This is a genomic window from Caballeronia sp. HLA56, assembly GCF_054655155.1.
In genome coordinates this window covers 881,181-906,614 of the sequence record NZ_BAAHOB010000001.1, presented here as the reverse complement: position 1 = coordinate 906,614, position 25,434 = coordinate 881,181, and the positions used below count along the sequence as shown (strand labels likewise).

Annotated in this window: 23 protein-coding genes; 10 read left to right on the top strand and 13 right to left on the bottom strand. The window is 60.7% G+C overall.

Features of this window, described 5'->3' with window-relative positions; genetic code table 11:
• Positions 1 to 70 precede the first annotated feature (70 nt).
• Both ACYQ47_RS04250 and ACYQ47_RS04245 read right to left on the bottom strand, forming a co-directional pair.
• Positions 71 to 967, bottom strand: coding sequence for an ATP adenylyltransferase family protein (locus tag ACYQ47_RS04250; RefSeq protein ID WP_459904576.1), 897 nt, complete (start codon positions 965 to 967; stop codon positions 71 to 73).
• Positions 968 to 1,753: 786 nt separating this feature from the next.
• Positions 1,754 to 3,049 (bottom strand): L-fuconate dehydratase, encoded by a 1,296-nt coding sequence (locus ACYQ47_RS04245; RefSeq protein ID WP_250467303.1) that lies wholly within the window; start codon positions 3,047 to 3,049, stop codon positions 1,754 to 1,756.
• 276 nt (positions 3,050 to 3,325) lie between these two features.
• Between ACYQ47_RS04245 and ACYQ47_RS04240 the strand changes: the two genes are divergently transcribed.
• Positions 3,326 to 4,090 carry a ParA family protein gene (locus ACYQ47_RS04240; protein WP_250510297.1) on the top strand — a complete coding sequence of 255 codons (765 nt, stop codon included), beginning with the start codon at positions 3,326 to 3,328 and terminating at the stop codon, positions 4,088 to 4,090.
• 2 nt (positions 4,091 to 4,092) lie between these two features.
• On the opposite strand, the gene ACYQ47_RS04235 is transcribed toward ACYQ47_RS04240, so the two are convergent.
• Positions 4,093 to 4,623 (bottom strand): Lrp/AsnC family transcriptional regulator, encoded by a 531-nt coding sequence (locus tag ACYQ47_RS04235; RefSeq protein ID WP_244829445.1) that lies wholly within the window; start codon positions 4,621 to 4,623, stop codon positions 4,093 to 4,095.
• Positions 4,624 to 4,773: 150 nt separating this feature from the next.
• Here ACYQ47_RS04235 and mdeB point away from each other — a divergent pair, with 150 nt between their 5' ends.
• Positions 4,774 to 7,491 (top strand): alpha-ketoglutarate dehydrogenase, encoded by a 2,718-nt coding sequence (mdeB, locus tag ACYQ47_RS04230; RefSeq protein WP_459904575.1) that lies wholly within the window; start codon positions 4,774 to 4,776, stop codon positions 7,489 to 7,491.
• Here mdeB and ACYQ47_RS04225 read toward each other — a convergent pair.
• Complete coding sequence (locus ACYQ47_RS04225; RefSeq protein WP_309960089.1) at positions 7,483 to 8,139, bottom strand: phosphoribosyltransferase; 657 nt, start codon at positions 8,137 to 8,139, stop codon at positions 7,483 to 7,485. The two genes, mdeB and ACYQ47_RS04225, sit on opposite strands and share 9 nt — an antisense overlap.
• A gap of 167 nt (positions 8,140 to 8,306) precedes the next feature.
• Here ACYQ47_RS04225 and nadE point away from each other — a divergent pair, with 167 nt between their 5' ends.
• Both nadE and ACYQ47_RS04215 read left to right on the top strand, forming a co-directional pair.
• Positions 8,307 to 9,176 (top strand): ammonia-dependent NAD(+) synthetase, encoded by an 870-nt coding sequence (nadE, locus tag ACYQ47_RS04220; RefSeq protein ID WP_250510150.1) that lies wholly within the window; start codon positions 8,307 to 8,309, stop codon positions 9,174 to 9,176.
• Positions 9,177 to 9,248: 72 nt separating this feature from the next.
• Complete coding sequence (locus ACYQ47_RS04215) at positions 9,249 to 11,471, top strand: ATP-binding protein (RefSeq protein WP_310393458.1); 2,223 nt, start codon at positions 9,249 to 9,251, stop codon at positions 11,469 to 11,471.
• An 18-nt stretch (positions 11,472 to 11,489) separates the two neighbouring features.
• On the opposite strand, the gene ACYQ47_RS04210 is transcribed toward ACYQ47_RS04215, so the two are convergent.
• From ACYQ47_RS04210 to ehuB, 9 genes are all read right to left on the bottom strand, one after another.
• Positions 11,490 to 11,987, bottom strand: coding sequence for a hypothetical protein (locus ACYQ47_RS04210; RefSeq protein ID WP_459904574.1), 498 nt, complete (start codon positions 11,985 to 11,987; stop codon positions 11,490 to 11,492).
• Positions 11,988 to 13,238: a PQQ-dependent sugar dehydrogenase gene (locus tag ACYQ47_RS04205; RefSeq protein WP_250467462.1), complete on the bottom strand. Its 1,251-nt coding sequence runs from the start codon at positions 13,236 to 13,238 to the stop codon at positions 11,988 to 11,990. It lies immediately after the preceding gene.
• 115 nt (positions 13,239 to 13,353) lie between these two features.
• On the bottom strand, positions 13,354 to 13,521 hold the full coding sequence (locus ACYQ47_RS04200; protein WP_244829451.1) for a hypothetical protein: 168 nt from the start codon (positions 13,519 to 13,521) through the stop codon (positions 13,354 to 13,356).
• 189 nt (positions 13,522 to 13,710) lie between these two features.
• Positions 13,711 to 14,103, bottom strand: coding sequence for a DUF3175 domain-containing protein (locus tag ACYQ47_RS04195; protein ID WP_459904573.1), 393 nt, complete (start codon positions 14,101 to 14,103; stop codon positions 13,711 to 13,713).
• 69 nt (positions 14,104 to 14,172) lie between these two features.
• Positions 14,173 to 15,729, bottom strand: coding sequence for an FAD-dependent oxidoreductase (locus tag ACYQ47_RS04190; RefSeq protein ID WP_250526800.1), 1,557 nt, complete (start codon positions 15,727 to 15,729; stop codon positions 14,173 to 14,175).
• A 69-nt stretch (positions 15,730 to 15,798) separates the two neighbouring features.
• Positions 15,799 to 16,623: an ectoine/hydroxyectoine ABC transporter ATP-binding protein EhuA gene (gene ehuA, locus ACYQ47_RS04185; RefSeq protein ID WP_284503357.1), complete on the bottom strand. Its 825-nt coding sequence runs from the start codon at positions 16,621 to 16,623 to the stop codon at positions 15,799 to 15,801.
• 67 nt (positions 16,624 to 16,690) lie between these two features.
• The gene (ehuD, locus tag ACYQ47_RS04180) at positions 16,691 to 17,359 is read right to left on the bottom strand and encodes an ectoine/hydroxyectoine ABC transporter permease subunit EhuD (protein WP_459904572.1); all 669 of its coding nucleotides are present in this window, start codon (positions 17,357 to 17,359) and stop codon (positions 16,691 to 16,693) included.
• On the bottom strand, positions 17,356 to 18,039 hold the full coding sequence (ehuC, locus tag ACYQ47_RS04175; RefSeq protein WP_459904571.1) for an ectoine/hydroxyectoine ABC transporter permease subunit EhuC: 684 nt from the start codon (positions 18,037 to 18,039) through the stop codon (positions 17,356 to 17,358). Before ehuC ends, ehuD begins: the two co-directional genes overlap by 4 nt.
• 57 nt (positions 18,040 to 18,096) lie before the next feature.
• Entirely contained in the window at positions 18,097 to 18,951 is an 855-nt protein-coding gene (gene ehuB / locus ACYQ47_RS04170; RefSeq protein WP_250467293.1) for an ectoine/hydroxyectoine ABC transporter substrate-binding protein EhuB, read from the bottom strand.
• A 215-nt stretch (positions 18,952 to 19,166) separates the two neighbouring features.
• On the opposite strand from ehuB, the gene ehuR reads away from it, so the two are divergent.
• The 6 genes from ehuR to ACYQ47_RS04140 all read left to right on the top strand — a co-directional run bounded on the left by ehuR (position 19,167) and on the right by ACYQ47_RS04140 (position 25,401).
• On the top strand, positions 19,167 to 20,591 hold the full coding sequence (gene ehuR / locus ACYQ47_RS04165) for a MocR-like ectoine utilization transcription factor EhuR (RefSeq protein WP_250467292.1): 1,425 nt from the start codon (positions 19,167 to 19,169) through the stop codon (positions 20,589 to 20,591).
• Between the two features lie 94 nt (positions 20,592 to 20,685).
• Positions 20,686 to 21,654 (top strand): hydroxyectoine utilization dehydratase EutB, encoded by a 969-nt coding sequence (eutB, locus tag ACYQ47_RS04160; protein WP_250493515.1) that lies wholly within the window; start codon positions 20,686 to 20,688, stop codon positions 21,652 to 21,654.
• Positions 21,654 to 22,667: a cyclodeaminase gene (locus ACYQ47_RS04155; protein ID WP_309848893.1), complete on the top strand. Its 1,014-nt coding sequence runs from the start codon at positions 21,654 to 21,656 to the stop codon at positions 22,665 to 22,667. The genes eutB and ACYQ47_RS04155 overlap by 1 nt, the downstream gene beginning before the upstream one ends.
• Before the next feature lie 11 nt (positions 22,668 to 22,678).
• Positions 22,679 to 23,896, top strand: a complete 1,218-nt coding sequence (gene doeA, locus ACYQ47_RS04150; RefSeq protein ID WP_459904569.1) for an ectoine hydrolase DoeA — start codon at positions 22,679 to 22,681, stop codon at positions 23,894 to 23,896.
• A 4-nt stretch (positions 23,897 to 23,900) separates the two neighbouring features.
• Positions 23,901 to 24,923, top strand: a complete 1,023-nt coding sequence (doeB, locus tag ACYQ47_RS04145; RefSeq protein WP_310393445.1) for a N(2)-acetyl-L-2,4-diaminobutanoate deacetylase DoeB — start codon at positions 23,901 to 23,903, stop codon at positions 24,921 to 24,923.
• A gap of 1 nt (position 24,924) precedes the next feature.
• Complete coding sequence (locus tag ACYQ47_RS04140; RefSeq protein ID WP_459904568.1) at positions 24,925 to 25,401, top strand: Lrp/AsnC family transcriptional regulator; 477 nt, start codon at positions 24,925 to 24,927, stop codon at positions 25,399 to 25,401.
• The last annotated feature ends 33 nt before the right edge of the window (positions 25,402 to 25,434 follow it).

The window sequence follows — 25,434 nt, the reverse complement described above, 5'->3', positions numbered from 1 at the left end:
TGCTGGACTCCAGATGAACGTCTGGAAGCGGACATGCGGGGCAAGCCCGCGCTTTTCAAGATGGCGTTGCTCAGGGCGCGCGCGTGGCTCGTGCAAGCAAGGCCATCGGGCCGAGCGATTCGACGATCAGGCGCTGTGCGTCGTCGCGCACGAATAGCGAGCCCGCGAAGCCGAGCGCGTTCACCGCGACGCCTTCGACGTGCGACACGCCGCGCGGCACGACGAGCATCCAGCGCCGCGTGACGAGCAGGTTGTAAGGCGCCGATTGATGCGTGCTGCCGGCGACATCGAGCGCTTTCACGCCGATGGCATCGAGTAGTTCGAGATAGATTTCGTGGATGCGTGCCGGCCCGGTTTGAACACCGAGGTCGAGCCACGCGGCGGCATGCATAAAACCAAGACCCGGCGCACGAAAGACGCCTTCGCCGCGCGCCGCTTCGATGAGTGCTTCGATTGGCAACGCGTGACCATCGAGCGGAAGCGGCACCATCTGCAGATGCTTATGCGGCTGACTCGATCCCGCGACCGAGCCGCCGTTATAGAAACCCAGGCCATCGAACTGCGCAAGGCATGCAAAGAGCGCGGCGAAGTCGTCGGCGCAAAGCAGCGCTTCCTGAGGTTCGAACGCGCTCGTCACGACGAGCAGATGATGCGCGAGCACGTTGAATTTATTGAGCAAGAGAAAGTGCCGCTCGCCTATATCGCCGACGAAGAGCGCTTCCTCGCACGGCGAAAAGGGATCGCGCCACGGGCCTGCGGCATCGGCGATGGATTTTGCGGCGAGCTTCGACTGTTCTTCCTTGCGGGCGAGATTCGCGACTTGCCGGACGAGAAAGCGCACGCCGCCGTCTTCAATGACGTGCTGCACGGTATCGAAGGAACGCAACGCGCCGCATGACAGTGCTTGAGCGGTGCGCGCCACGACGGTTTGCCAAGAAGGCGCATTTGAAGGAAAGAGAGTTTTCATTGGCACTTGGAAGTCGCTTCGATGATTTTCTAATTGCCTGTTAGCAGTTGAATAGAACGCTTTATGCAAATAGGCAGTTAAACATTCTTGAAGGCAATTAAAATAAAAAAACTCGAATTGTTAGGATTATTCGGCGTGTATTTTTGCTGTTTTACTCTATAAAATTTCCTTACCTTGTTCACCAACATTCGAACTGAGTTCACAACTCAAGTTGAATGTGGGGGCAAGTAGGGGTTCATCTATTTCAGAAGATATCGGATCACTTTGGTGCTCCGTAATTTTCGAGTGGGTGATTAATTTTAATCTTGTGTTTTGAAGAGGTATACAAATGCAAAAGATCGATCGCGCCATGCTCGTTCAGGCCAACATCGCTGGCGGTGCCGCCAAGGGTGGGGCTGATTCGTCGTCGAGCACCTCGGTGACTATCAACATTAGCGCCGGCCAATAAGTACTGAGCCTGGCGAGACCAATGCCGCAAATTGTTGCAATAGCGGGACAATCTGCACATTGATCAAGTCGGCTTCATTCATCTCGTAATTCAGTTTTATTCATCCTGTATCAAGGAATCATCATGCAAAAGATCGATCGCGCAGCACTCGTGTACTCCAACATCGCCGGCGGCGACGCTAAGGGTTCGACGTCGTCCAGTTCGACCTCGACGGTCAACATCACGATCACGGCATAAGCGTTAACGCTTACTGCTTCTGATTGTGACGCAGCAAGGGCTGCGCTGTAAGCGCGCCCTTGCTGTAATGATTCAACTTCACGGTTACCACCTGCGCGGTACTACTCGCGCCACGCCTCACCCTTGCCGAATTCAAATCGTTCAAGCGTAGCCGCGTGCATTTCAATGCTGTACCCCGGCTTTTGAGGCGGCATATATCGGCCGTTTTTGATTACGACAGGATCAAGAAAATGCTCATGCAAATGATCGACATATTCGAGCACCCGGTTAGAAAGCGAAGCCGACACGCAGATGTAATCGAAGATCGAAATATGCTGCACGTATTCGCAGAGGCCGACACCACCTGCATGCGGACAAACCGGCACCCCGGCCTTCGCGGCCATCAGCAGCACCACGAGCACTTCGTTCAGGCCGCCTAGCCGGCAACTGTCGATCTGGCAGAAGTCGATAGCCTGCGCTTGCAACAACTGCTTGAAGATCACGCGGTTCTGACAATGTTCGCCGGTTGCAACGCCAATCGGCGCGACACGGCGACGAATGGCGGCGTGACCGAGCACGTCGTCGGGGCTGGTCGGTTCTTCGATCCACCACGGGTCGAACTCCGCGAGCCGGCGCATGTTCGCAATGGCTTCATCCACTTCCCAGACCTGATTGGCATCCATCATCAGTTTGCGGTGCGGACCAATCTCCTCACGGAGAATGCGCGCGCGTCGAATGTCTTCGTCGATACTGCCACCCACTTTCTGCTTGAAGTGAGTCCAACCTTCGGCAACGCCTTCGCGTGCCAAACGGCGAATCTTGTCGTCGTCGTAACCGAGCCATCCTGCGGACGTGGTGTACGCCGGAAATCCCTGCGCGAGCATTTCCTGTTCGCGTTGGCCTCGCGTTTCTTGATTGCGCTTGAGCAAGGCGAGCGCTTCGGAAGGCGTGATCGCGTCGGTGACATAGCGGAAGTCGAGGCATCGCACGAGTTCTTCCGGGCTCATGTCCGCGAGCAGCTTCCACACCGGCTTCTTTTCCGACTTGGCCCACAAGTCCCAGACGGCATTGACCACCGCCGCGGTCGCGAGATGAATAGCGCCCTTGTCCGGACCGATCCAGCGAAGTTGGCTATCGCCCGTGAAGGTTCGCCAGAAGCCGCCCATGTCCGCGGCGATGTCTTCGAGCCGCTTGCCGACGACGAGCGGCGCCAGCGCATGCACCGCCGCGACGACGATTTCCGTGCCGCGTCCGATGGTGAAGGTGAGGCCATGACCGGCTAAGTCCGGCGTATCGGTTTCGAGGATCACATAGGCGGCCGAATAGTCGGGCGCGGCGTTCATCGCGTCGGAGCCGTCGAGCGAGCGCGAGGTGGGAAAGCGAATGTCTCGTACCGTGAGATTCTTGATCGTGGTCATGCGTGTCTCCTCAAAAGTTGTTGTGACGGCCAACGGAGCGTTCGCGCGGGAAGCTAGGCGTATGCCGAAGCCACCCGGTCCGCTAGCATGTTAGAGGCAAATCGCGCGCGACGTGAGAAGGCCGCGTTACAGCAAAGGACGAATCGGTCTCGGGCGGCGCGTGCGCGAGTTCAAAAATCCCGATGCGCTAAGATCAACGCCTAGGCTTCATCCGCAAACTCCGCCGCCCGGCGAAAGCAAACGACCGTTCACAATCCCGAGGAAAAATCCCTGATGCTGCGCCGTGTCGTCTTCAATCAGAAAGGTGGCGTAGGCAAGTCCACCATCGTCTGCAATCTGGCAGCCATCAGCGCATCACGCGGTCTGCGCACGCTCGTGATCGACCTCGATCCGCAAGGCAACGCGAGCCAATACTTGCTTGGCGCCGACGCCAAGGATGCCAGCCCGAATCTGGCGACGTTTTTCGAATCCGCGCTCAGTTACAGCTTTCGCGAGCCGACCTTCGACTCGTTCGTCCACTCGACGCCGTTCGAAAATCTCGACATCGTGCCGTCGCATCCGAACCTGGACGCGCTGCAGAGCAAGCTCGAGTCGCGCTACAAGATCTACAAGTTGCGCGATGCGCTCAAAGGGCTCGAAAACTACGACGCCGTTTATATCGACACGCCGCCCGCGCTGAACTTCTTCACGCGCTCGGCGCTGATCGCCGTGGACCGCTGCCTCATTCCCTTTGATTGCGACGACTTCTCGCGCCGCGCGCTGTATTCCGTGCTCGAAAACGTGCAGGAGATCAAGCACGACCACAATCCGGAACTGATGGTGGAAGGCATCGTGATCAATCAGTTTCAGCCGCGCGCCAGCCTGCCGCAACAACTCGTGGACGAATTGCGCGGCGAAAATCTGCCGGTGCTGGATTCGCACTTGTCGCTCTCGGTGAAGATTCGCGAGAGCCACCAGCACGCGCGGCCCATGATCTATTTCGAACCGCGTCACAAGCTCGCGCAGGAGTATCTGGCGTTGCATACGGAGTTAAGCGGTTAGGATCATGTCCATTCGGCTTCGTCGTCGCCGGATTGAGGCAGCGTCAGTCCCGATGCCGGCAACGGTAACGCCGTCTTGTAGCGCACCTGCTTGAGCGCGAAGCTCGAACGGATGTTGGCCACGCCCGGCATCTTCGTCAGGCGTTCGAGAATGAAGCGTTCGAGCGCGGCCACGTCGGGCAAGACGACGCGCAAGAGATAGTCGGCGTCGCCCGTCATCAGATAGCACTCCATCACCTCCGGCCGCTCGCTGATTGCCTGCTCGAAGCGCGCGAGCGCGTCCTTTATTTGCTTTTCCAGACTCACCTGAATGAACACGTTGATGCTGAGGCCGAGCGCTTCCGGGCTCAACAACGTGACGTGCTGGCGAAACAGCCCGGCCTTTTCCAGCGCGCGGACGCGGTTGAAGCACGGCGTGGCCGAAAGATTAACCGCGCGCGCCAGTTCCGCGTTCGTGATGCGCGCGTTTTGCTGCAACTGATTCAATATGCCGATATCGATACGATCCAGCCGCTGCCGTGTCTGCGAACTCATGGTCGAAATATTCCGTTATTGAGCGCTTTCGAAGAATATCTACACTACAGGAAAGCGCGAAGCCAGCCAAATGAGACGCACATTTTGCGAAGCACTGGATATGCTGTGTGAAACCTCTCTTTGCGCACGCAACGACCCTGGAGTCGCGCCATGACCGATTTATCGAGCGGAACCAACCAGCTTCTTTCTCTTGCCAAGGGCCGTGAAGACACGGACCCCGACGAAACCGCCGAATGGCTGGACGCGCTCGATGCCGTCGTCAAGCACGTGGGAAAGGAGCGGGCGCAGTATCTCTTCGACCGGCTCGCCGAACATGCGCGGTCGGTCGGCGTGGAGTCGGCGCGGGCGCGGGCCACGCCGTATCGCAATACCATTGCGCTCGCGCAGCAGCCGCAGTATCCCGGCAACCTGGATGTCGAGGAACGCCTTGCCGCCGTGCTGCGCTGGAACGCGCTCGCCATGGTGGTTCGCGCCAACCGCGCTTATGGCGAACTCGGCGGGCATATCGCGAGTTATGCGTCGGCGGCGGATCTGTTCGAAGTCGGCTTCAATCATTTCTTCCGCGCGGCGGATGCGCAAAACGGCGGCGATCTCGTTTATTTTCAGCCGCATTCGTCGCCGGGCGTTTATGCGCGCGCCTATCTCGAAGGCTTTCTCAGCGAAGACCATTTGCGCCATTACCGGCAAGAGATCGCGGGGCCGGGCTTGTGCTCGTATCCGCATCCGTGGCTGATGCCCGACTTCTGGCAATTTCCCACGGGCTCCATGGGCATCGGTCCGATCAACTCGATCTACCAAGCGCGTTTCATGCGCTACCTGCAGAACCGCAATCTGCTGCAAACGGAAGGCCGCAAGGTCTGGGGCTTTTTCGGCGATGGCGAAATGGACGAGCCCGAGTCGATCGGCGCGCTGTCGCTCGCGGCGCGCGAGCAGCTCGACAACCTCGTCTTCGTCATCAATTGCAATCTGCAGCGGCTCGATGGACCGGTCCGCAGTAACGGCCGTATCGTCGATGAACTCGAAGCGCAATTCACGGGCGCGGGCTGGAACGTCATCAAGGTGCTGTGGGGATCGGACTGGGACGCGCTCTTCGAACGCGACCGCACCGGCGCCTTGCTGCGCGCCTTCGCCCATACCGTCGACGGCCAGTTCCAGACTTTCTCCGCCAACGACGGCCGTTACAACCGCGAACGCTTCTTCGGGCAGAACCCGGAACTCGCGTCACTCGTCGCGCATATGTCGGACGAGGACATCGACCGCTTGCGGCGCGGCGGTCACGATGTCCGCAAACTCCACGCGGCCTACGCCAAAGCGCTCGCGCACAAAGGTCAGCCGACCGTGATTCTCGCCAAGACGATGAAGGGCTTTGGCATGGGAACGGTCGGTCAGGGCCGCATGACGACGCATCAGCAGAAGAAGCTCGATCTCGAGGAGTTGAAGGCGTTTCGCGACCGCTTTCGGCTGCCTTTGTCCGATGCCGACGTCGAGCACGTCAAGTTCTACAAGCCCGCCGACGATGCGCCGGAAATGCGCTATCTCCACGAACGCCGTAAAGCGCTCGGCGGTTACTTGCCGCGCCGGCGCGCACGCGCGACGCAGGCGCTCACGCCACCCGCGTTGAACACCTGGGCGCAGTTCGCGGTCGATGCCAAGGGCAAGGAAATGTCCACGACAATGGCCTTCGTGCGCATGCTCGGAAGCCTCATGAAAGACGCCGCGATCGGCCCGCGCGTGGTTCCGGTGGTCGCCGACGAAGCGCGCACGTTCGGCATGGCGAACCTTTTCAGGCAGGTTGGCATCTATTCGCCGCTCGGGCAGTTGTACGAGCCGGAAGACATGGGCTCGATGCTTTATTACCGCGAAGACACGCGCGGGCAGATTCTCGAGGAAGGCATTTCGGAGGCGGGCGCGATCTCGTCATGGATCGCGGCGGCGACGTCCTACAGCGTGCACGATCTGCCGATGCTGCCGTTCTACATCTACTACTCGATGTTCGGTTTTCAGCGCATTGGCGACATCATCTTCGCCGCGGCGGATCAGCGTTCGCGCGGCTTTCTCATCGGCGCGACGGCGGGGCGCACGACGCTCGGCGGCGAAGGCTTGCAGCATCAGGACGGTACGAGCCATCTGAGCGCATCGACCATTCCGAACTGCCGCGCCTACGATCCCGCGTTCGCCTACGAAGTCGCCGCGATCGTCGATGAAGGCATGCAGGAAATGATGGTCCGGCAAAACGACGTCTTCTATTACGTCACCGTGACGAACGAAAACTACGCGCAACCGTCCGCGCCCAACGGCGCGCTCGACGACGCGACGCGCGACGGCATCTTGCGCGGCATGTATTGCATCGGCGGTAAAGAAAGCGCGGCGCAGGTCCAGTTGCTGGGCTCAGGCGCGATCCTCAACGAAGCCATCGCCGCGCGCGCCATGCTCAAGGACGACTGGAACATAGAAGCCGCCGTGTGGAGCGTGACGAGCTATACCGAGTTGCACCGCGATGGCGCGTCGGCCGAGCGCATCGCGCGCCTTTCCGATGTCGAGGACAACGCGCTCGAGCCCTACGTCACGCGCGCGCTCGCGGCATCCAATGGACCCGTGATCGCGGCCACCGATTACGTGCGCGCCGTGCCAGAACTCATCCGTGCTTACGTGCCGCGCCGTTACGCGACGCTCGGCACGGACGGCTTCGGCCGCAGCGATACGCGCCAGGCGTTGCGCGCGTTCTTCGAAGTGGACCGCGTGGCTATCGTGATCGCGGCGCTCAAGGCGCTTGCCGATGACGGAACCGTCGACCGCTCCGTGCTTGCACAGGCGCGTGCGAAGTACGAACTTAGTGCGGAAGTGAGCGATGCGCCCTGGTTACGTTGAGCGCGCGGCGGCAAGCAGGGCGCGCACTTCGTCGTCGCTGGTTTGATCGAAATCGGCGTAGAACTGGCCGACGCCCAAAAAGTGCGGCGGACGCAGCACACACACGAAGTCGTCGACGGCCTCCTCGAAACGCGCTTCCGATCTCAGTGGCGCGACGGGCAACGCCGCCACGATGCGTGCGGGCCGTGCGGCGCCCGCATGACGTAACGACAGCGCCGCCGCTTTCATGGTCGCGCCGGTGGCAAGGCCGTCATCCACGATGATCGCCACGCGTCCATTCATATCGAGCGGCGGCCGTTCGCCGCGATAAAGCGTCTCGCGCCGCTCGAGTTCGGCGCGCTCCTGGGCGATCACGCCGTCGAGCGCGTCTTCGGTGACGCCGGCGGCGGCGACTATGCGTTCGTCGAGATAGAAGGCATTGCCGGACGCGATGGCGCCCATCGCGAGTTCGGGCTGCACGGGCACGCCGAGCTTGCGCACGACCAGCACGTCGAGTGCGGCGCGCAAGGCATCCGCGACTTCGAAGGCGACCGGCACGCCGCCGCGAGGCAGCGCGAGCACGGTGACATCGTCGCGGTCGGCATAGTCGCGAAGATACGCGGCCAGTACACGGCCTGCGTCGCGACGGCTTTTGAAGACGGAATCCATGGCAATGGGTGCTGCGGGCTGCTTACTTGTCGTTCTAGCATAGTCGTTAAAACCGCTTGCGTAGCCCGTCAAACGCGTGCCGATGTGATAAAACTCAAGGCGGAGCCGGGCGCATGAGCGCGTGTTCCAAAGGGACAGCAGGACAGCAAACTTTCCGGGCCGCGAATATGACCAACGATTCCGATTACGCCGCGCGACAGCAATCGATCATCGAGGAACTCAAGGTTTCGCCGTCGTTCGATGAAGCCGCCGAAACCGAATTCCGCATCGCGTTTCTCGCCGACTATCTGGAAGCGCAGAAGCTCAAGACCTATGTGCTCGGCATCAGCGGCGGCGTGGATTCGTCGACGGCGGGGCGTCTTGCGCAACTCGCGGTCGAACGCTTGCGCGCGCGCGGCGCCAATGCGCGTTTCATCGCCATGCGCCTTCCTTACGGTGAGCAGCGCGACGAAGCCGACGCCCAGCGCGCGCTTGCGTTCATCCGGCCCGACGAGACGCTCGTGGTCAACGTAAAGCCCGCAGCCGACGCCATGCTCGCTTCGCTCAACCTCTCGGGCGCGCGCTACATGGACGAGAAGCACGAGGACTTCGTGCTCGGCAACATCAAGGCGCGCCAGCGGATGATCGCGCAATACGCGGTGGCGAGCGCGCGCGTGGGCGTGGTGATCGGCACGGATCACGCGGCGGAGTCCGTGATGGGCTTCTTTACCAAATACGGCGATGGCGGCGCGGATGTCCTGCCGCTTTACGGCCTCGACAAACGCCGCGTGCGCGCGCTTGCCAGATCGCTTGGCGCAAGCGATGAAATCGCCATGAAGGTGCCGACCGCCGATCTCGAAACGCTCACGCCGCAAAAGCCCGACGAAGACAGCTACGGCATCTCTTACGAAGACATCGACGACTTCCTCGAAGGCAAGCGCGTATCCGACGAAGTCTACAAGACCATCTATCGCTTTCACGACGCGACGCATCACAAACGCGTACTGCCAATAACACCTCAGGACGACTGGCGCAAGGGCGCGCTTCGCCACGCCTGAACCGCGTTCGCTTGGACGGCGGGCGCGCACCGGTTACGATATACCCGTCGATTTCATCGCAGGGCGAAACGCTTGAACTCAACAGAGACCGCGACATTCGATCTGCCGCTACCCACGCGTAACTTCGCCCTGACGCGCCGGGTGCTGATGCTCGTGCTGGCCGGCTCGGTCGTCATTCCGTTAGTCTGCCTCAGTATTTATGGCTACTACGACTACGAGCGCCGCTTTTCGGACGCCGAAGAACTTACCGAGCGCCTCTCGCGCGTTGCGAACGAACATGCCATTAAGGTGGTCGATCTCAACCAGCAACTGGAAACGCGCATCGTCGATTTACTGGGCGACAGCGACGACGCCAATATTCAGGGCCGCCAGGAAGCGCTGCATCGCACGCTCGATAGCATGAGCGGGACGCTCGCCCAAGTGGCGGCCATCTCCGTGTTCGGCGCGAATGGCGTTCTGCTGGCCAGCAGCCGCTTCTATCCCGCGCCCGCCGTATCGATTGCAGATCGTGACGACTTTCTGTCCGCCCGCGAAGTCGCGCCCGTTGCGTATTTCTCGCTGCCGCTGCGCGGCAAGGTCGCGAAGTCCGATGTCTTCACCACGACCATGGGCCGCATCAGTCGAGACGGACGCTTTCTCGGCGTCGTGTCGATCGCCCTGAAACGCGCTTATTTCGTCGACTTCTATCGCGAACTCGCGGCGAGCGACAGCGCGCTCGTCATCGGCTTGTACCGGCGCGATGGCGGCATTCTCGCGCGTTATCCCTTGAGCGACGTCGACGCGCAGCCTGCCAACAACACGCCCTTCACCAACGCCTTTCGCAATAACGAAGTCTATGGACAAGCGCGCATGAGTTCGACGGTCGATAACGTCGAGCGGCTCATTGCCTATCGGCGCGTCGGCGACTTTCCGCTCTACGTGGCGACGGGTTACGCGGCTTCCGCCTTGCAAATGCGCTGGCGTCAGCACCTCGGGCTCGTGGCCGCCATCGCGGCGCTGCCTTGCATCGCCGTGTGGCTCTTGATTGCGTTCTCCATTCGCCGTCTGAACGCCGAACAGGTGGCGTGGGAGCAATGGCAGTCGGAAGTCGCTTCGCGGCTGTCGATAGAGGCGTCGAGCAGGCAATTGCAGCGCATGGGCGCGCTTGGCAATCTCGTCGCCAACGTCGCGCACGACTTCAATAACTTGCTGATGGTCGTCGGCTCGAACATGGAACTCGCGCGGCGCAAGCACTTCAACGGCGTGGAAAGCGAAGTCATCGCGGTGGAGCGTGCGACGGCGGGCGCGGAATCGCTTGCGCGCCGCCTGATGAGCGTGGCGCGCAAGCATCCGCAAAAGCAGGAGCTGCTCGATCCATCCAACTGGCTCAAGACCACGCTCGATCTCGTCAAGAGTGCGGTGCCGCCGTCCGTTTCGGTAAAGGTGGAATTGTCGCCGGACTTGTGGCGGGTAAGGGCCGATCCGGTCGAACTGGAGCTGGCGCTGGTCAACATCGCCGTCAATGCAAGCGAGGCCATGTTGCATAGCGGGCGTCTCGTCATCCGTTGCCAGAACGCGCGCGTGCGCAACGGCGAAAGCGACTTGCCCGAAGGCGAATACGTGCTCATTTCCGTGACCGATAACGGCGAAGGAATGAACGAAGAGGTATTGCGTCGCGCCTTCGAGCCGCTGTTCACGACGAAAGAGCGCGGCGCGGGCACGGGCCTCGGCTTGACGCAGGTGCTCGCGGCTTGCGAGCAGGCGGGGGGCACCGCGCGTATCACGAGCGTGCCAGGCTCGGGCACGACCGTGCGGCTTTATCTGCCGCGTCATCATGCAGCGGCATCGGTGGCGGTGCCCGTTCCGGTTCACAATCCGCCTGTGAGCGTGGCGCCCGTGCCGAAGGCCGAAGCGCCGCGCCCGGCGCCATCGTTCAACGACGAAGAGCATCCGCTGCGTGGCTTGACCGTGCTGGTTGTCGAAGACAACGTCGATGTCGCTGCCGGCGTGATGGCCGTGCTCGAAGTGCTGGGCTGTGTCGTTCATCACGAAGAGAGCGCGGATGCCGCTTTTGCGCTGCTCGGCGAAGGCTACAGCTTCGACCTGATTCTCTCCGATGTGCAAATGCCCGGTCGCATGAACGGCGTCGATCTGGCCGAGCAGATCACGCAGCGACTGCCCGCGCAAAAGCTCATTCTCATGACAGGCTATGCGGACGAACTGGACCGTGCGAGGCATCTCAATGTGCCGATTCTCGCGAAACCTTTCGACATGGACGATCTCGTCGATGTGGTCGCACCGGGCGTGCCGCACTGAAGACGCCGGGCTGGCGTCTTAGCCCTTGTCGTGAGTGGAGAACCCGCGCGCGCCGACGAGCGGATTGAAGCCGGCGGACTTGCGTTGGCTTGATTCATCGCTTGCCTTCGATGAACGCGATGCCGTCCCGCTCGAGCTTTTGCTTTTGCCACCGAGCTGATCGAGCAGCGCTTCGTCGTCTTCGGGCGCTTCGTCGGATGACGCCGCGGCCTTGGCGCTCGCGCCAGCGCCCGCCGCGAGATGCTCCACCACCGACATGAAGTCTTTTTGCGCCGATCGCAGCGGGCGGCCCAGCATCATGGTGAGCACCACGACCTCGTGCACCGAGCGATCGTCGACGGTACGCAGGGAAGCGGCTTCGCTCCAGTCGATCGCGCTGTTCGCGTAAGCCGCGATCACCTGATGCAACACGGCAGGCGAAAGCACGCCGGCGTCGTAAAGGCCGACGATCTGCCGTTCGGCGAGCGCGAACAAGCTCGATGTGACGGCCTTCGCCTTGGGCTTGCGCGCGGCCATTTACTTCGCAGCCGGCGCAACGCGCCATACGCTATTGCCGACATCATCCGCGACGAGCAACGCGCCGCTGTGGTCCACCGCGACGCCGACGGGACGGCCGAGCGCGTGGCCATCGGTGGAGAGAAAGCCTGTCAGTATGTCTTCGGGCGGACCGGACGGCTTGCCGTCATCGAACGGAACGAACACGACCTTATAGCCGCTCCTCGGCTTGCGATTCCACGAGCCATGCTGACCGATGAACGCGCCGCTCCAGTAATGCTGCGGGAACGCTTTGGCATCGTAAAACGTGAGTCCGAGCGATGCCGTATGCGCACCGAGTGCATAGTCCGGCGGGATTGCCGATAGCACGAGCTCATCGCGCTGCGGCTTCACGCGGTCATCCACATGCTGGCCGTAATAGCTGTACGGCCAGCCGTAGAAGGCGCCGTCTTTGACCGAGGTCATATAGTCGGGCACGAGGTCGTCGCCGAGTTCGTCGCGCTCGTTGACCACGGTCCATAGCGCGCCGCTTTGCGGTTGCCACGACATGCCGTTCGGGTTGCGCAAGCCCGTGGCGAAGAGGCGTGTCTGCTTCGATTCGATATCGACTTCCATGATCGCCGCGCGGCCGCTTTCGGCATCGATACCGTTTTCAGCGGCGTTGCTGTTCGAGCCGACCGTCACGTAAAGCCGCTTGCCGTCCTGACTCGCGATGATGTTTTTGGTCCAGTGATGGTTGATCGGGCCAGCAGGCAAGTCGATGAACTTCTCTCCCGGTGTCGTGATCTGCGTGGCGCCCGTTTCGTACTTGTAGCGCATGACGGCGTCCGTGTCGGCGACGTAGAGATCGTCACCGACTAGCACCATGCCGAACGGAGAATGCAGCTTGTCGATGAACACCGTGCGCGTTTCCGCTATGCCGTCCCCGTCCGAGTCACGCAAGAGGACGATGCGATCAGGACTCGGCACCGCCGCGCCCGCGCGCTTCATCACCTTCTTCATCACGAGGCCTTTGATGCCCGCGTTTGTATCGTGCTGCGCGGGCGCATTGCTTTCCGCGACGAGCACATCGCCGTTGGGAAGCGTGGCGAGCCAGCGCGGATGATCTAGACCGGTTGCATAAGGCGTAACGTTGAACCCTGCGGCCGCAATAGGCATTTGTCCTTGCTGCCAGGGCTTGGCAGGCGCGATGTTCACGGTTGGCAACATCGACTTATGCGGCGCGGGCAGGGAAGGGTCCGGGCCGAAGCCAGGCGCGTAGTCGTCGGCCATTGCAGCAGTATTCGTGGCCGCAAGCGCCACGAGCAGCGCAGCGGTACGCGTGAGAGGGTGCAGGTTCAAGCTGGTCTCCAGGAGATTGGCAGGGACTGCAACGCTGAGAGTCGTCTCAGCCGCCGCCAATACCTTGCGTCACCTTGCCCGTGCCGCCGCATGTGTCGCACTTCTCGCCGTCGAGCTTGCCCGAGCCGTTGCAGGCCGGACACAGGTCTTCGCCGGTTCCGGGCACGCCGGGTTCGGCTTCGTCGCCGGGGCTGAGCGGTGGGTCTTCAATCATGGTGTCTCCTGTCTGCTGCGGTAGGTAATCCACGAGCGAGCAAGAGTCGTTCCCTCGATAGGACGGTCTCCCGCTCAGGTGCGCCCCGATGCTCAGACGAATACGCAGCACTAGCCGTTGATATAACGGCGGACAACGTCAGCCTTGATCGATCGTGTTGCAGTGGCTCGCATTGCGCGAGCCCGTGTTTCAAGGCTTGCGTCCGAATGCTTCGCGCAGCCGCTTCTTGGCGCGCTCCAGCGTGCTGCGGCGTGACTTCGGCAAATTGCGCCCGGCGCGGTTGATATAAAAATTCAGCATCGCCATGGCCGATTGAAACGGCGAGCCCTTGCGACGCTTGCTTCTGGTGGACGAGCGCTTCAACGAATCCGCGATCTCGTCCGCGTTACCGGTCTTGAAGATACTTCCCTCGATATCCATTGCGTCGCTGGTCTCCATCACATGATGCGACCAGCGTTTGGGCGAGGGTTTCGCTGTCGACTTTTTACCGGTGGTAGCGAGGCCGTGTCGCTGACGCGTGCTGTTCGACTTGCCGCAGGGCTTCGCCTTGCTCGTCCTCGTCTTGGTCTTTCGAGTTGCCATAGCCTATTCCTCTTAAGCCAAATAATTTCTGCGTTGTGTCGAGCAATGGGGCGGCGCGCCATCGACCGTTTAGCTACTCGCAACGCGCCGTGCGGCTTCGAGCGTGATCGGCTCGCGCATGGCTTCGGCAAGCCGGCCTATGGCGGCTTCATGCCCGCATCCGACCACCGCGCGAACCTCGCCGTCTTTCAGCAGGTAAGCGATGAACTGCTGCTGATCGAGATCGCCATCTATTTCGACGTGCTCGGGTTCTCTGACGTGGCCGAGATACTCGAAGTTCTTGTCGTAATGAAAGGTCCAGAAAAAAGGCACGCCGATGTAATCGCGTGCGATGCCCGCCATGTTGTACGCCGCCACGCGCGCATGTTGCTGGGCGACGCGCCAATGTTCGATGCGACCCATTGCACCGGCACGCGGCAACGGAAAGCGCGCGATGTCGCCCGCTGCGTAGAGACTCGGCGCGGCAAGCATCGACGCATCGACTTCCATGCCTTCGTCGTCGCCCATCGTGACGCCAGTGATGAAGTCCGTAGCCGGCGTCACGCCCGTTCCCGCAATCACGACATTGGCCTGTAGCCGTTCGCCGGATTCGAGCAGCACTTCGCGCACGGCGTCGTCGCCTTCGAACGCGCTGACATGCGTATCCATATGGAACGTCACGCCGTTTTGTTCATGCATGCGCTTGAACATCTCGCCGATGCGCGTACCGAACTGCTTCGCGAATGGCACCTTGCCGGGCGCGACGACAGTGACTTCAATTTTGCGCTTACGAAGACACGAAGCCACTTCCAGACCGATGAAACTCGCCCCGACGATCACGACGCGCACAGGTGATTGCACTGCATCGAGCGATGCAAGAATCTCTTTTGCATGTTCGCGATTGCGCAGCAGATGGATATGCTTCAGATTCGAGCCCGGCGCCTTGAGCGGCTTGGGCGTGCCGCCCGTGCAAACGAGCGCGGCGTCGTAATCGACTGTCCGACCGCTGGCGAATTCGGCTTGCTTGTTGCTCGCGTCGAGTCGCACGGCGCGTGTCAATTCGCGTTCGATCTTATGAGCGTCGAAGAAATCGTCGTCAAGAAGGGGCGGAACATCGTCTGGCGGCATGTCGCCGGACAGCACGAACTTGCTTAGCGAAGTGCGATCGTAAGGCTCGCGTGCATCGTCGCCAGCGAGCACGATACGCCCGCTGAAGCCGGCTTCGCGCAGCGCCGCGCATGCCGCGGCGCCTGCGGCGCCCGCGCCGACGATGAGCATGGTTTTATCCGCGCCATGCTCGTCTTGCATCCTCGGCGCTTCGGCATCAAGCGAGACAAATACATCGCCATTCGAAACGGTGACTGGATAACGCGTCAGACCTTTGAGCGCCGGCGGCTCGACGAGACTGCCATCACTGACTTCAAACGTGCCCTTGTGCCACGGGCAAACGATGCGGCCGTTGCAGATCGCGCCTTCTTCGAGCGGCGCGCCTGCATGCGGACAGTCGGGTGAAAAGGCGTGCACGGCCTGACCGTCGCGCACGAGAAGAATCGGTGTTTCGCTCGCATCGTGCTTGATGCACACACGCGTGCCGTGCCCGGTGGGCAAGTCGTCCACGCGAGCGACCTTATGCTGGGAAGGGGACATTGCACTCTCCGGTGTCTATCCCCGGAGCAGGAAGCAATTCCCGGACCGCTTGCCAACTAAATGCTTGGATTAGAGCGCCTCCGTGACCGCGCGCAAAAACTGCTTGGTGCGTTCATGTTGCGGCGCGGTGAAGAACTGCTGCGGCGCGGCCTGCTCGATGATCTTTCCTTCTGAGAAGAAGCAGACGCGATCCGCGAAGTCTTTTGCAAAGCCCATCTGATGTGTGACCATCAACATGGTGAGGTTATGTTCGGAGCCTAAGCGCCGAATGACATTGAGGACCTCACCGCAGAGTTCGGGATCGAGCGCGGAGGTCACTTCGTCGAAGAGCATGATTTTAGGGCGCATGGCAAGCGCCCGCGCGATGGCTACGCGTTGTTGCTGTCCACCCGACAATTGCGAAGGATAGTGACCGCATTTTTCCGACAAGCCGACCATGGATAGCAACTCGCGTCCACGTTCGATTGCTTCCTTCTTCGAAAGACCTAGCACGCTCGTAGGCGCTTCAATGACGTTCGTGAGCGCGGTCATGTGCGGGAACAGGTTGAAGCTCTGAAACACCATGCCGATCTTGCTGCGCACTTGCCGCACATGTCGTTGCGACGCGGGTACGAGCTTGCCGCCGCGCATCTCGTGCGTGAGAGACTCGCCATCGACTTCGATCACGCCGTCGGTCAAGGGATCGAGCGTCATCAACACGCGCAGCAGCGTGGATTTCCCCGAGCCGCTCGGCCCGATGATCGCGACCTTCTCGTTACGCGCGATATCCAGATCGAGTCCATCGAGTACGGTAAGCGCGCCGTAGCGCTTCGTCACGTTGCGAAAGCGCACCATCGGCGTATTGGCTTGCGCGTCGGCGGCTTCGCCTAACGACGGGTCGAGGTCTCGTTTCATCGGTTGCTCCTTGATTTCCATTACCGTGCGCCATCCGCCGGGTTAGCCATCGTGTCTCCGCGCGAAATCATGGCAACCTGACCCGCCGTTCGAGGTGGCGCACGCCCGAAGCGAAAGTCACGCTGATGATCAGAAAGAAGACGCCCGTCATGGTGATCGGTTCGAGATAGCGGAAGGTTTCCGAGCCGATGTTCTTCGCCTGCTGCATCAATTCGACCACGGTAATGGCTGACAACACGGGCGTGTCCTTGAACATGGCGACGAGGTAATTGCCGAGCGCGGGAATCACGGGACGAATGGCCTGTGGCAGAATCACGCCGCCATACGTGCGCCAGGGCGACAACGACAGCGCACAGGCCGCTTCCCATTGTCCACGTGCGACGCCGTTGAGTCCTGCGCGATAAACCTCCGACACGTAACACGCATAGTGCACGGCAATGCCGATGGTGCCCGCCATCAACGCCGACATGGTGAGTCCATAAAGCGGCGCAACGTAAAAGAGCACATACACCTGAATCAAAAGCGGCGTGCTGCGAATAAACTCGATGAAGAAAGCCGTCGCCTTCGAGACGAAAGCGATCTCGCTGCGTCGCAGTATTGCGAGCACGAGGCCCAGCACCAGCGCGATGGCAAACCCCACTAGCGTGATGCCGATGGTGTATATCGCGGCGTGCAGCAGTTCCGGCAGGATATGCAGCGCGTATTTCACATCGAAGAGTTGACCGAATGTCGTCATGATGCGGCCCTCGGCACGACGCGACGAACGGCGACGTGACTGCTTACACGGCGCTCGAAGTGACGCATCACCGTGACGATGACCTGCGCCAGTACGAAGTAGATCAGCAGCGTCAGCCCGAAGATTTCCGCTGTCTTGAAGGTCGCTTCATCGAGTTGTCGCGCGCGGAACGTCAGGTCCGAAAGCGTGATCAGCGACACAAGGGACGTCCCTTTGAGTAATTCGATCATGAGGTTCGTGGCGGGCGGCAGTGCGTTGATCATGGCTTGAGGCAACACGACGCGGCGCAGCCTGACCCATGCCGGCATGTTGAGTGCCAGTGCTGCTTCGTATTGTCCGCCTGCCACCGAGTGCAATGCGCCGCGCAGAATCTCGGAGCCATAAGCGCCGTAATGCAAGCCCAAACCAACGATGGCCACGGTAAAGGGCGTCAACTGAATATTGAAGGGCGGCAAGGGCAGCACGAAGAACAGCCAGAACAATTGCACCAGCAAGGACGTGCCGCGAAAGACTTCGACATAGACATTGCCAAGCCAGCGCAGGGCACGATAAGGCGCTTCGCGCAGCGTCGTTGCGATGCCCGCCATGACGATCGCAAGCATGATGCTGAGCACGGCGATCTGGATCGTGACGAGCGTGCCTTTCCACATCAGCGGCAATAGCTCATTGAGATCACTCATGATGGTTCCTCGCTAAATGAACGACGCGACGCGCGCCTGTACCGAATGTATCTCTGCTCAACCGCCGCAAAGTTCAGGCGCTTTCTTCGTGGTCAGATTCGTCTTGTCAAAGCCGAACGGTCCCACCGTTTTCAGATGATCGTCCGTGCCGAGCCAGGCATGGAGTTCCTTGTTGACCGCATCGCGCAGATCGGTATCTTCGGGGCGAAAGGCGAGTGCGCCATAGCCCGTATGCTTCGGGTCGTCGTTGAACTGGCTCGTTGCTTCGACTAGCGGGCCGCCCTTCGTCGCAAGCCCCTTCATGGTGAGCGAGGTGCCAACGGCTGCATCGGCGCGGCGTGCGCGCACGGCCTGCAATTGCGCGGTGGTATCGGGCACCTGAAGAATCTGATCGTCCTTGATGCCCGCCTCGCGTGCATAACCGAGTTCCGCCGTGCCGGCCATTACTGCGAGTTTCGTGTCGCCTTGCTTGGCGACATCGGCGTAACTGTGAAGGTTTTTGGGGTTGCCCTTGAGCGTCAGCAACGTGTCGGGAATCTGATATTGCGGATCGGCGAAAGCAACCTGCTTGCAGCGCTCGGGCGTAATGTACATGCCCGCTGCAATCACATCGAAACGGCCTGCCTTGAGGCCCGGAATGAGCGCGCCCCATTCGGTCAGCACCGCATCGACTTTCTTGACGCCCAGTTTGGCGAATACTTTCTTGGCGATTTCCGGCGATTCGCCCGTCACGGTGCCGTCGGCCGTCGTATAGGCGAAGGGCGTTTCGTTCGCATAGCCGATGCGCACCTCGCCGGTGCGTTGAATTCGTTGCAAGGTGGTTTCCGCAGCAGCGCCCGCGCTGAAGGCACTCAAGCTCGCTGCGGCGACGCATGCGGCCACCAGCATTCCAGACAGTCGTTTGGTCTTCATAGCGTTTTCCGTTTATAGCGTTGGTAGCGTTCGTATGGTCTATTGCGCGCGTTCCTTGAAGGCTGCGGCTAGATCGGTCATGGAGAAAACCCTTATAGGAAGCGGTCTTCACAGGCTTTACCGCGCAGCCACCGATGCAGAATACAAAGCCATATATTTGTTCCGATTGCTCTAGGACAATTATTTTTCAAGGAGCTTTTGCGCCACTATTGCGCATGAGTCAAGCGCACGAGGAGTGGAAATTGAATCAGCGATGGCGCGAGGCCGTACGCACCGTGCAAGGCGTACAGTCGAAATACAAGCGGCTCGTCAAGGCGATGGCGCTGGATATCGAGAACGGCACACTGGCTTCAGGCGCACGCTTGCCGCCGCAACGCGAGGTCGCGGCGGATCTGGAAATCAGCGTGCAGACGGTCACCAATGCCTATAAAGAACTCGAGCGCCAGGGGCTGATTCGCTGCGAAGTCGGGCGCGGCAGCTTCGTCGCGGCGCGCGTCACGGAAACCATGTCCAACTACATGCTCGATACGGCCGAGCGCTCCGTGGTCGACTTTTCGATTGCGCGTATCGTCCATACGCCCGAACACGATGCAATGTGGCGCAAGGTCTGCGCGACGCTTGCAACCATCGAGGATCAGCCCTGGATACGCGCGTTTCGTCCGATTGCGGGTTTCGAGCATCATCGGCAAGCGGGTGTTGCTTGGCTCGAATCGCTCAACATGCCTGCGACCGCTGAGACGCTCCTAGTCACGAATGGTGCTGCGCACGGCATCTTTCTGGCGCTTGCTTCCATTGTCGGACCGGGCGATACCGTGCTCTGCGAGAGCCTGACCGATCACGGCGTCATAGGCTCCGCGAACGTGCTCGGCTTCACGCTCAAGGGACTGGAAATCGACGAACATGGCATACGTCCCGAACATTTCGAGGAAATGTGCGACAGCGAGCGCGTAAGCGCACTGGTCTGCACACCGACGCTCAATAATCCCACGGTCGCCATCTTGACCGACTCGCGCCGGCGCGCGATTGCGCGCATTGCAGAGCGATACGGCGTGTATGTCATCGAAGACGATGTCTACGGCGCGTTGCCCGCCAAGGCGCAGACGCCGATAGCAAGCCTGATCCCCGAACTGGCGTTCTATTGCACGAGCATGACGAAGTCAGTGTTAAGCGGCTTGCGCACGGGCTTCATGACCGTGCCACGGCGTCTTGCCTTGCGCGCGGAAAGCGTGTTGCGCGTATCGAGTTGGATGGCGACCTCGCCGATAGCCGAAGTCACCGCGCGCTGGATCATGGACGGCACGGCGCAACGTCTCGTGCAGATACAACGCGAGCGGCTTTCGATGCGTCAGAGTGTCGTGCGTGAAGTGCTGGGAGAATATGTGCTCGGCAGCCATCCGAACGCGCTCTCTGCGTGGCTGCGCGTGCCGGATGAATGGGAAGCGGAACGTATCACGCGCGAACTGCGCAACCGCAATATCGCGGTGACATCGCCCGATCCGTTTCTCGTGCGCGGCGCTGAGCGGCCCAATGCGGTGCGTCTGTGCGTGGGCGCCGAAGTGGGCGAGGCGAGCTTTCGCACGGCCATAGAGACCATTCGCGAAGTCTTCGAGCAATTTCCGCACGTGCACGACTTCAACTAATCTCGCATGCGCGGAAATGAACTAGGACAATTCAAAACGATTTTTTAGGACATTAGACTCGGTTGCATCGACACTTGCTCAATGCAATCGCGCCATGTCCGCACTCACGCTCGACGATGTTTATCGCGCACGCCAACGCATCGAAGGGCGTGTGCTCGTCACGCCGCTCGTGCAGTCGGCGACACTCTCGCGCGTTGTAGACGCACCTGTCTACCTCAAACTCGAAACGCTTCAGCCTACCGGCAGCTTCAAGTTGCGCGGCGCGACCAACGCATTGGCGCAACTCGCGGAAGCAGGGTGCAAGCGTGTCGTGACGGCATCGACGGGTAATCATGGCCGTGCGATCGCGCATGCGGCGCGCGCGCTGGGAATCGAGGCCGCAGTGTGCATGTCATCGCTTGTGCCAGCGAACAAGGTGGATGCGGTCGCGGCGCTCGGCGCGCGCGTCGTGATTGCAGGCAAGAGCCAGGACGATGCACAAGTCGAAGCGCAGCGCCTGGTGCGCGAAGAAGGCTATGCGTTCGTACCGCCTTTCGACGATGCGCGCGTCATTGCGGGGCAGAGCACCATTGGTCTGGAGATTATCGAAGCGCTTCCCGACGCATCCGCTATCGTCGTGCCCCTGTCGGGCGGCGGTCTTTTCAGCGGCGTGGCATTCGCGGCAAAAGGCATGAGGCCAGGCATCGAAATGATCGGCGTATCCATGCAACGCGGCGCCGCCATGCATGCGAGCCTCGAGGCGGGCAAACCCGTTCTCGTCGATGAACTCGAGACGCTGGCGGATTCGCTCGGCGGCGGCATTGGTCTCGACAACCAGCATACGTTCGCGATGACACGTGAATTGATCGATCGCATGGTGCTCCTCGATGAGCGTTCGATTGCTCGCGGCATTGCACATGCGTATAGCGAAGAGCGGCTCGTAGTGGAGGGCGCAGCGGCCGTTGGCATCGCAGCTGTGCTGGATGGTGCCATCAGGCCGCGAGAAGGTGGGCCAGTGGTTATCGTCGTGAGCGGTTGCAACATCGATATCGATACGCACCGCCGCCTGATTGGAGCGCTTTGATGACGTCTTCAATCGATCGTTCCACCATTTTGCTAGGCGAAGCGGAGCTGCGCGAACTCGTGCCGCTCGACCTCGATGCGATCGCACAGATTGAAGCTGCCTTCCGTTCGCTTGCGACAGAAGCGGTGGCGATGCCGCCGATTCTTCGCCTCGACATTCCCGAACACGCTGGCGAAGTCGACGTAAAAACCGCTTATTTGCCGGGTCTTCTGAGTTTTGCGATCAAGGTCAGTCCTGGCTTCTTCAACAATCCCTCCCTGGGTTTGCCGAGCTTGAACGGTCTCATGCTCGTGCTTTCGGCGCGCACGGGACTGACGCAGGCCGTGCTGCTCGACAACGGCTATCTCACGGCGGTACGCACGGCGGCAGCGGGTGCTGTCGCCGCACGCTGGCTCGCAAGACATGGCGCCAAACGCGTGGCGATCATCGGTGCGGGCGAACAGGCGCGCCTTCAACTCAAAGCGTTGCGACTGGTACGCGACATCGATCACGTGACCGTGTGGGCACGCGAAGGCGAGCGCGCGTTGCACTACGCGCGCGATTGTGAAGCGGCGGGCCTTGAATGCGCTGTCGCCGATAGCGTGAGCCACGCGCTCAGGCATGCGGATATCGCCATCACCACGACACCCAGCCGCGAGCCGTTGATTCACGCCCGCGATCTTCATGCGGGCTTGCATATCACCGCGATGGGTTCGGATGCCGAGCACAAGAACGAGATTGCGCCAGACGTGTTCAAGGCGGCGCGCTACGTGTGCGACCGCTTGCAGCAAACGCGCGTACTTGGCGAACTGCACCACGCGATAAGCGCAGGGGTTATCGCCGCCGATGCATCGTTCGCCGAATTGGGACAGATCATCGCGCAGCAAGTGCAAGGCCGCATGAGCGATGACGACATCACCGTATGCGATCTCACCGGCACCGGCGCGCAGGACACGGCCATTGCAGCACTTGCGCTTGCAAGAGCACGCGCGACGCGTGCAGGAAGCATCTTTCACAACGACGTGACGCTTTGACAGAGGGGACGATGTCCGAAATCAAGCAAGAGAAGCGAGGCGAAGCGCCGGTCGTGCGCTTGCCGTTCGATCGCGGCGAGTACGACGCGCGCATGGCGAAGACGCGACGCGCAATGGAGAAGGCAGGTATCGACCTGATGATCGTGACGGATCCGACCAACATGGCATGGCTCACCGGTTACGACGGCTGGTCATTCTATGTGCATCAATGCGTGCTGCTTGCCATGGAAGGCGAGCCGGTATGGTTCGGTCGCGGGCAAGATGCGAACGGCGCGAAGCGCACGGTGTTCATGGCGCACGAGAATATCGTCGGATATCCGGATCACTACGTGCAGTCTCAGGTTCGTCATCCGATGGACTATCTCTCGATTGAAGTCATCGTCGCGCGCGGATGGGACAAGAAGCATATCGGTGTGGAGATGGACAATTACTACTTCAGTGCGAAGGCGTATGCGTCGCTCGTTCAGCACTTGCCCAACGCGAAGTTCAAGGATGCGACCGCGCTCGTCAACTGGCAGCGTGCGGTGAAATCGCCGCGCGAGATCGAATACATGCGTGTGGCGGCGCGCATCGTCGAGAAGATGCACGCGCGCATTCTCGACAAGGTCGAGCCTGGCATGAGGAAGTGCGACCTCGTCGCGCAAATCTATGACGCTGGCATCACGGGCGTCGAAGGCTATGGCGGCGACTATCCGGCTATCGTGCCGCTCTTGCCTACTGGCTCGGATGCAGCGGCGCCACATCTCACATGGGACGACTCCGCGTTCACTGCGAATGCCGGGACGTTTTTCGAAATCGCCGGATGTTTCAAGCGCTATCACTGTCCGCAATCGCGCACGGTTTATCTCGGCAAACCGCCGCAGCATTTCATCGATGCCGAGAAGGCGGTAGTCGAAGGCATTGAAGCAGGACTCGCCGCTGCGAAGCCGGGCAACAAGACCGAGGACATCGCCAATGCGTTCTTCGCGGTGCTGCGCAAGTCGGGTATCGAGAAGGATAGCCGCTGCGGTTATCCCATCGGCGCGAGTTATCCACCCGACTGGGGCGAGCGCACCATGAGCTTGCGGCCGGGGGACAAGACGGTCCTCGAACCCGGCATGACGTTTCATTTCATGCCGGGACTGTGGCTCGATGACTGGGGTCTCGAGATCACGGAAAGCATCCTGATTACCGATACCGGCGTCGAGACTTTCTGCAATACGCCTCGCAAATTGTTCGTGAAGGAGTAGTACGATGCGCGCGTCACCGATCAGTCCGACCGTCGACTTCGAAGCCGACGGCGAACAACACGGCTTCCTGAAGCTGCCGTATTCGCGCAACGATTCGGCGTGGGGTGCGGTAATGATTCCGGTCACGGTCATCAAGCGCGGCGACGGACCGACCGTGTTGCTCACGGGCGGCAATCACGGTGACGAGTATGAAGGGCCGATCGCGTTGTCGAAGCTCGCATCGACGTTGAAGGCCGGCGATATCAATGGCCGCGTGATCGTAGTGCCGTTCATGAATTACCCGGCGTTTCGCGCGGGTACGCGCACGTCGCCCATCGACGCGGGTAATCTCAATCGCAGCTTTCCGGGCCATCCCGATGGCACGGTGACGCAGAAGATAGCCGATTACTTTCAGCGTCATTTGCTGCCCTTGGCGGACTACGTTCTCGACATTCATGCAGGCGGGCGTACGCTCGATTTTCTTCCGTTCGCGGCGACTCACGTGTTGGCGGATGCACGGCAACAGGCTCGCTGCGAAGCCGCCATGCGCGCGTTCGGCGCACCTTATTCAATGCGCATGCTCGAACTCGACAGCGTCGGTTTATACGACAGCGCAGCCGAAGAGGCGGGCAAGGTGTTCGTCTCCACCGAACTCGGTGGCGGCGGTTCATCCACTGCTGCTAGCGTCGCCATCGCGGAACGCGGCGTGTATGGCTTCCTCGCCCATGCGGGCATCATCGACAAAGAAAGCGTGATTGGCGAAGCGCGCACGACCACGCTGCTCGATATGCCCGATGGCGCGTGCTATACGACGAGCGAACATGCGGGCTTGCTGGAAATGTGCCGCGATCTTGGCGATATGGTGGCCGAGGGCGACGTGCTCGCGCGTGTTCATGACATCACGCGCTCTGGCGCGACGCCGGTCGAATATCGCGCAAAGCGTGCGGGACTGCTTGCGGCAAGGCACTTTCCTGGCCTCGTACAGACAGGTGACACGGTGGCTGTCGTGGCCGACATCATCGAACGCAACATACCGGTGACGATCTGACTTGACCAAACTCGACCGATACGATCTGGCTATCTTGCGCATCCTCGCGGGCGACGGACGCATTACGAAGTCGCGTCTGGCGGAGAAGGTGAACCTGTCGATCTCACCTGCATGGGAGCGCGTGAAGCGGCTCGAAGAAAGCGGGATAGTAAAGGGATATCGGGCGGATATCGACTGGACGTCGGCGTTCAAGGGAAGCCGTATTGTCGTGGAGGTTACGCTCTCGCGGCATACCGCGTCCGACATGAGACGCTTCGAAGACCGCGTGCAACAAGCGTCCGAGATCGTACAGTGCGTGGCGACAGGTGGTGGTGTCGATTACGTGCTGCATGTAGTCGCGCGGGACATAGACCACTATCAGCGCTTCATCGACTCGTTGCTGGTCGAGGAACTCGGCATCGAAAAGTACTTCACGTATATCGTGACCAAGGTCATCAAGGACGATTGCGGTGGTCCGCCCGAGTGGGCGCAAGTTTGAGTCGCGAACATCGAAACAGAAAAAACACCAGGC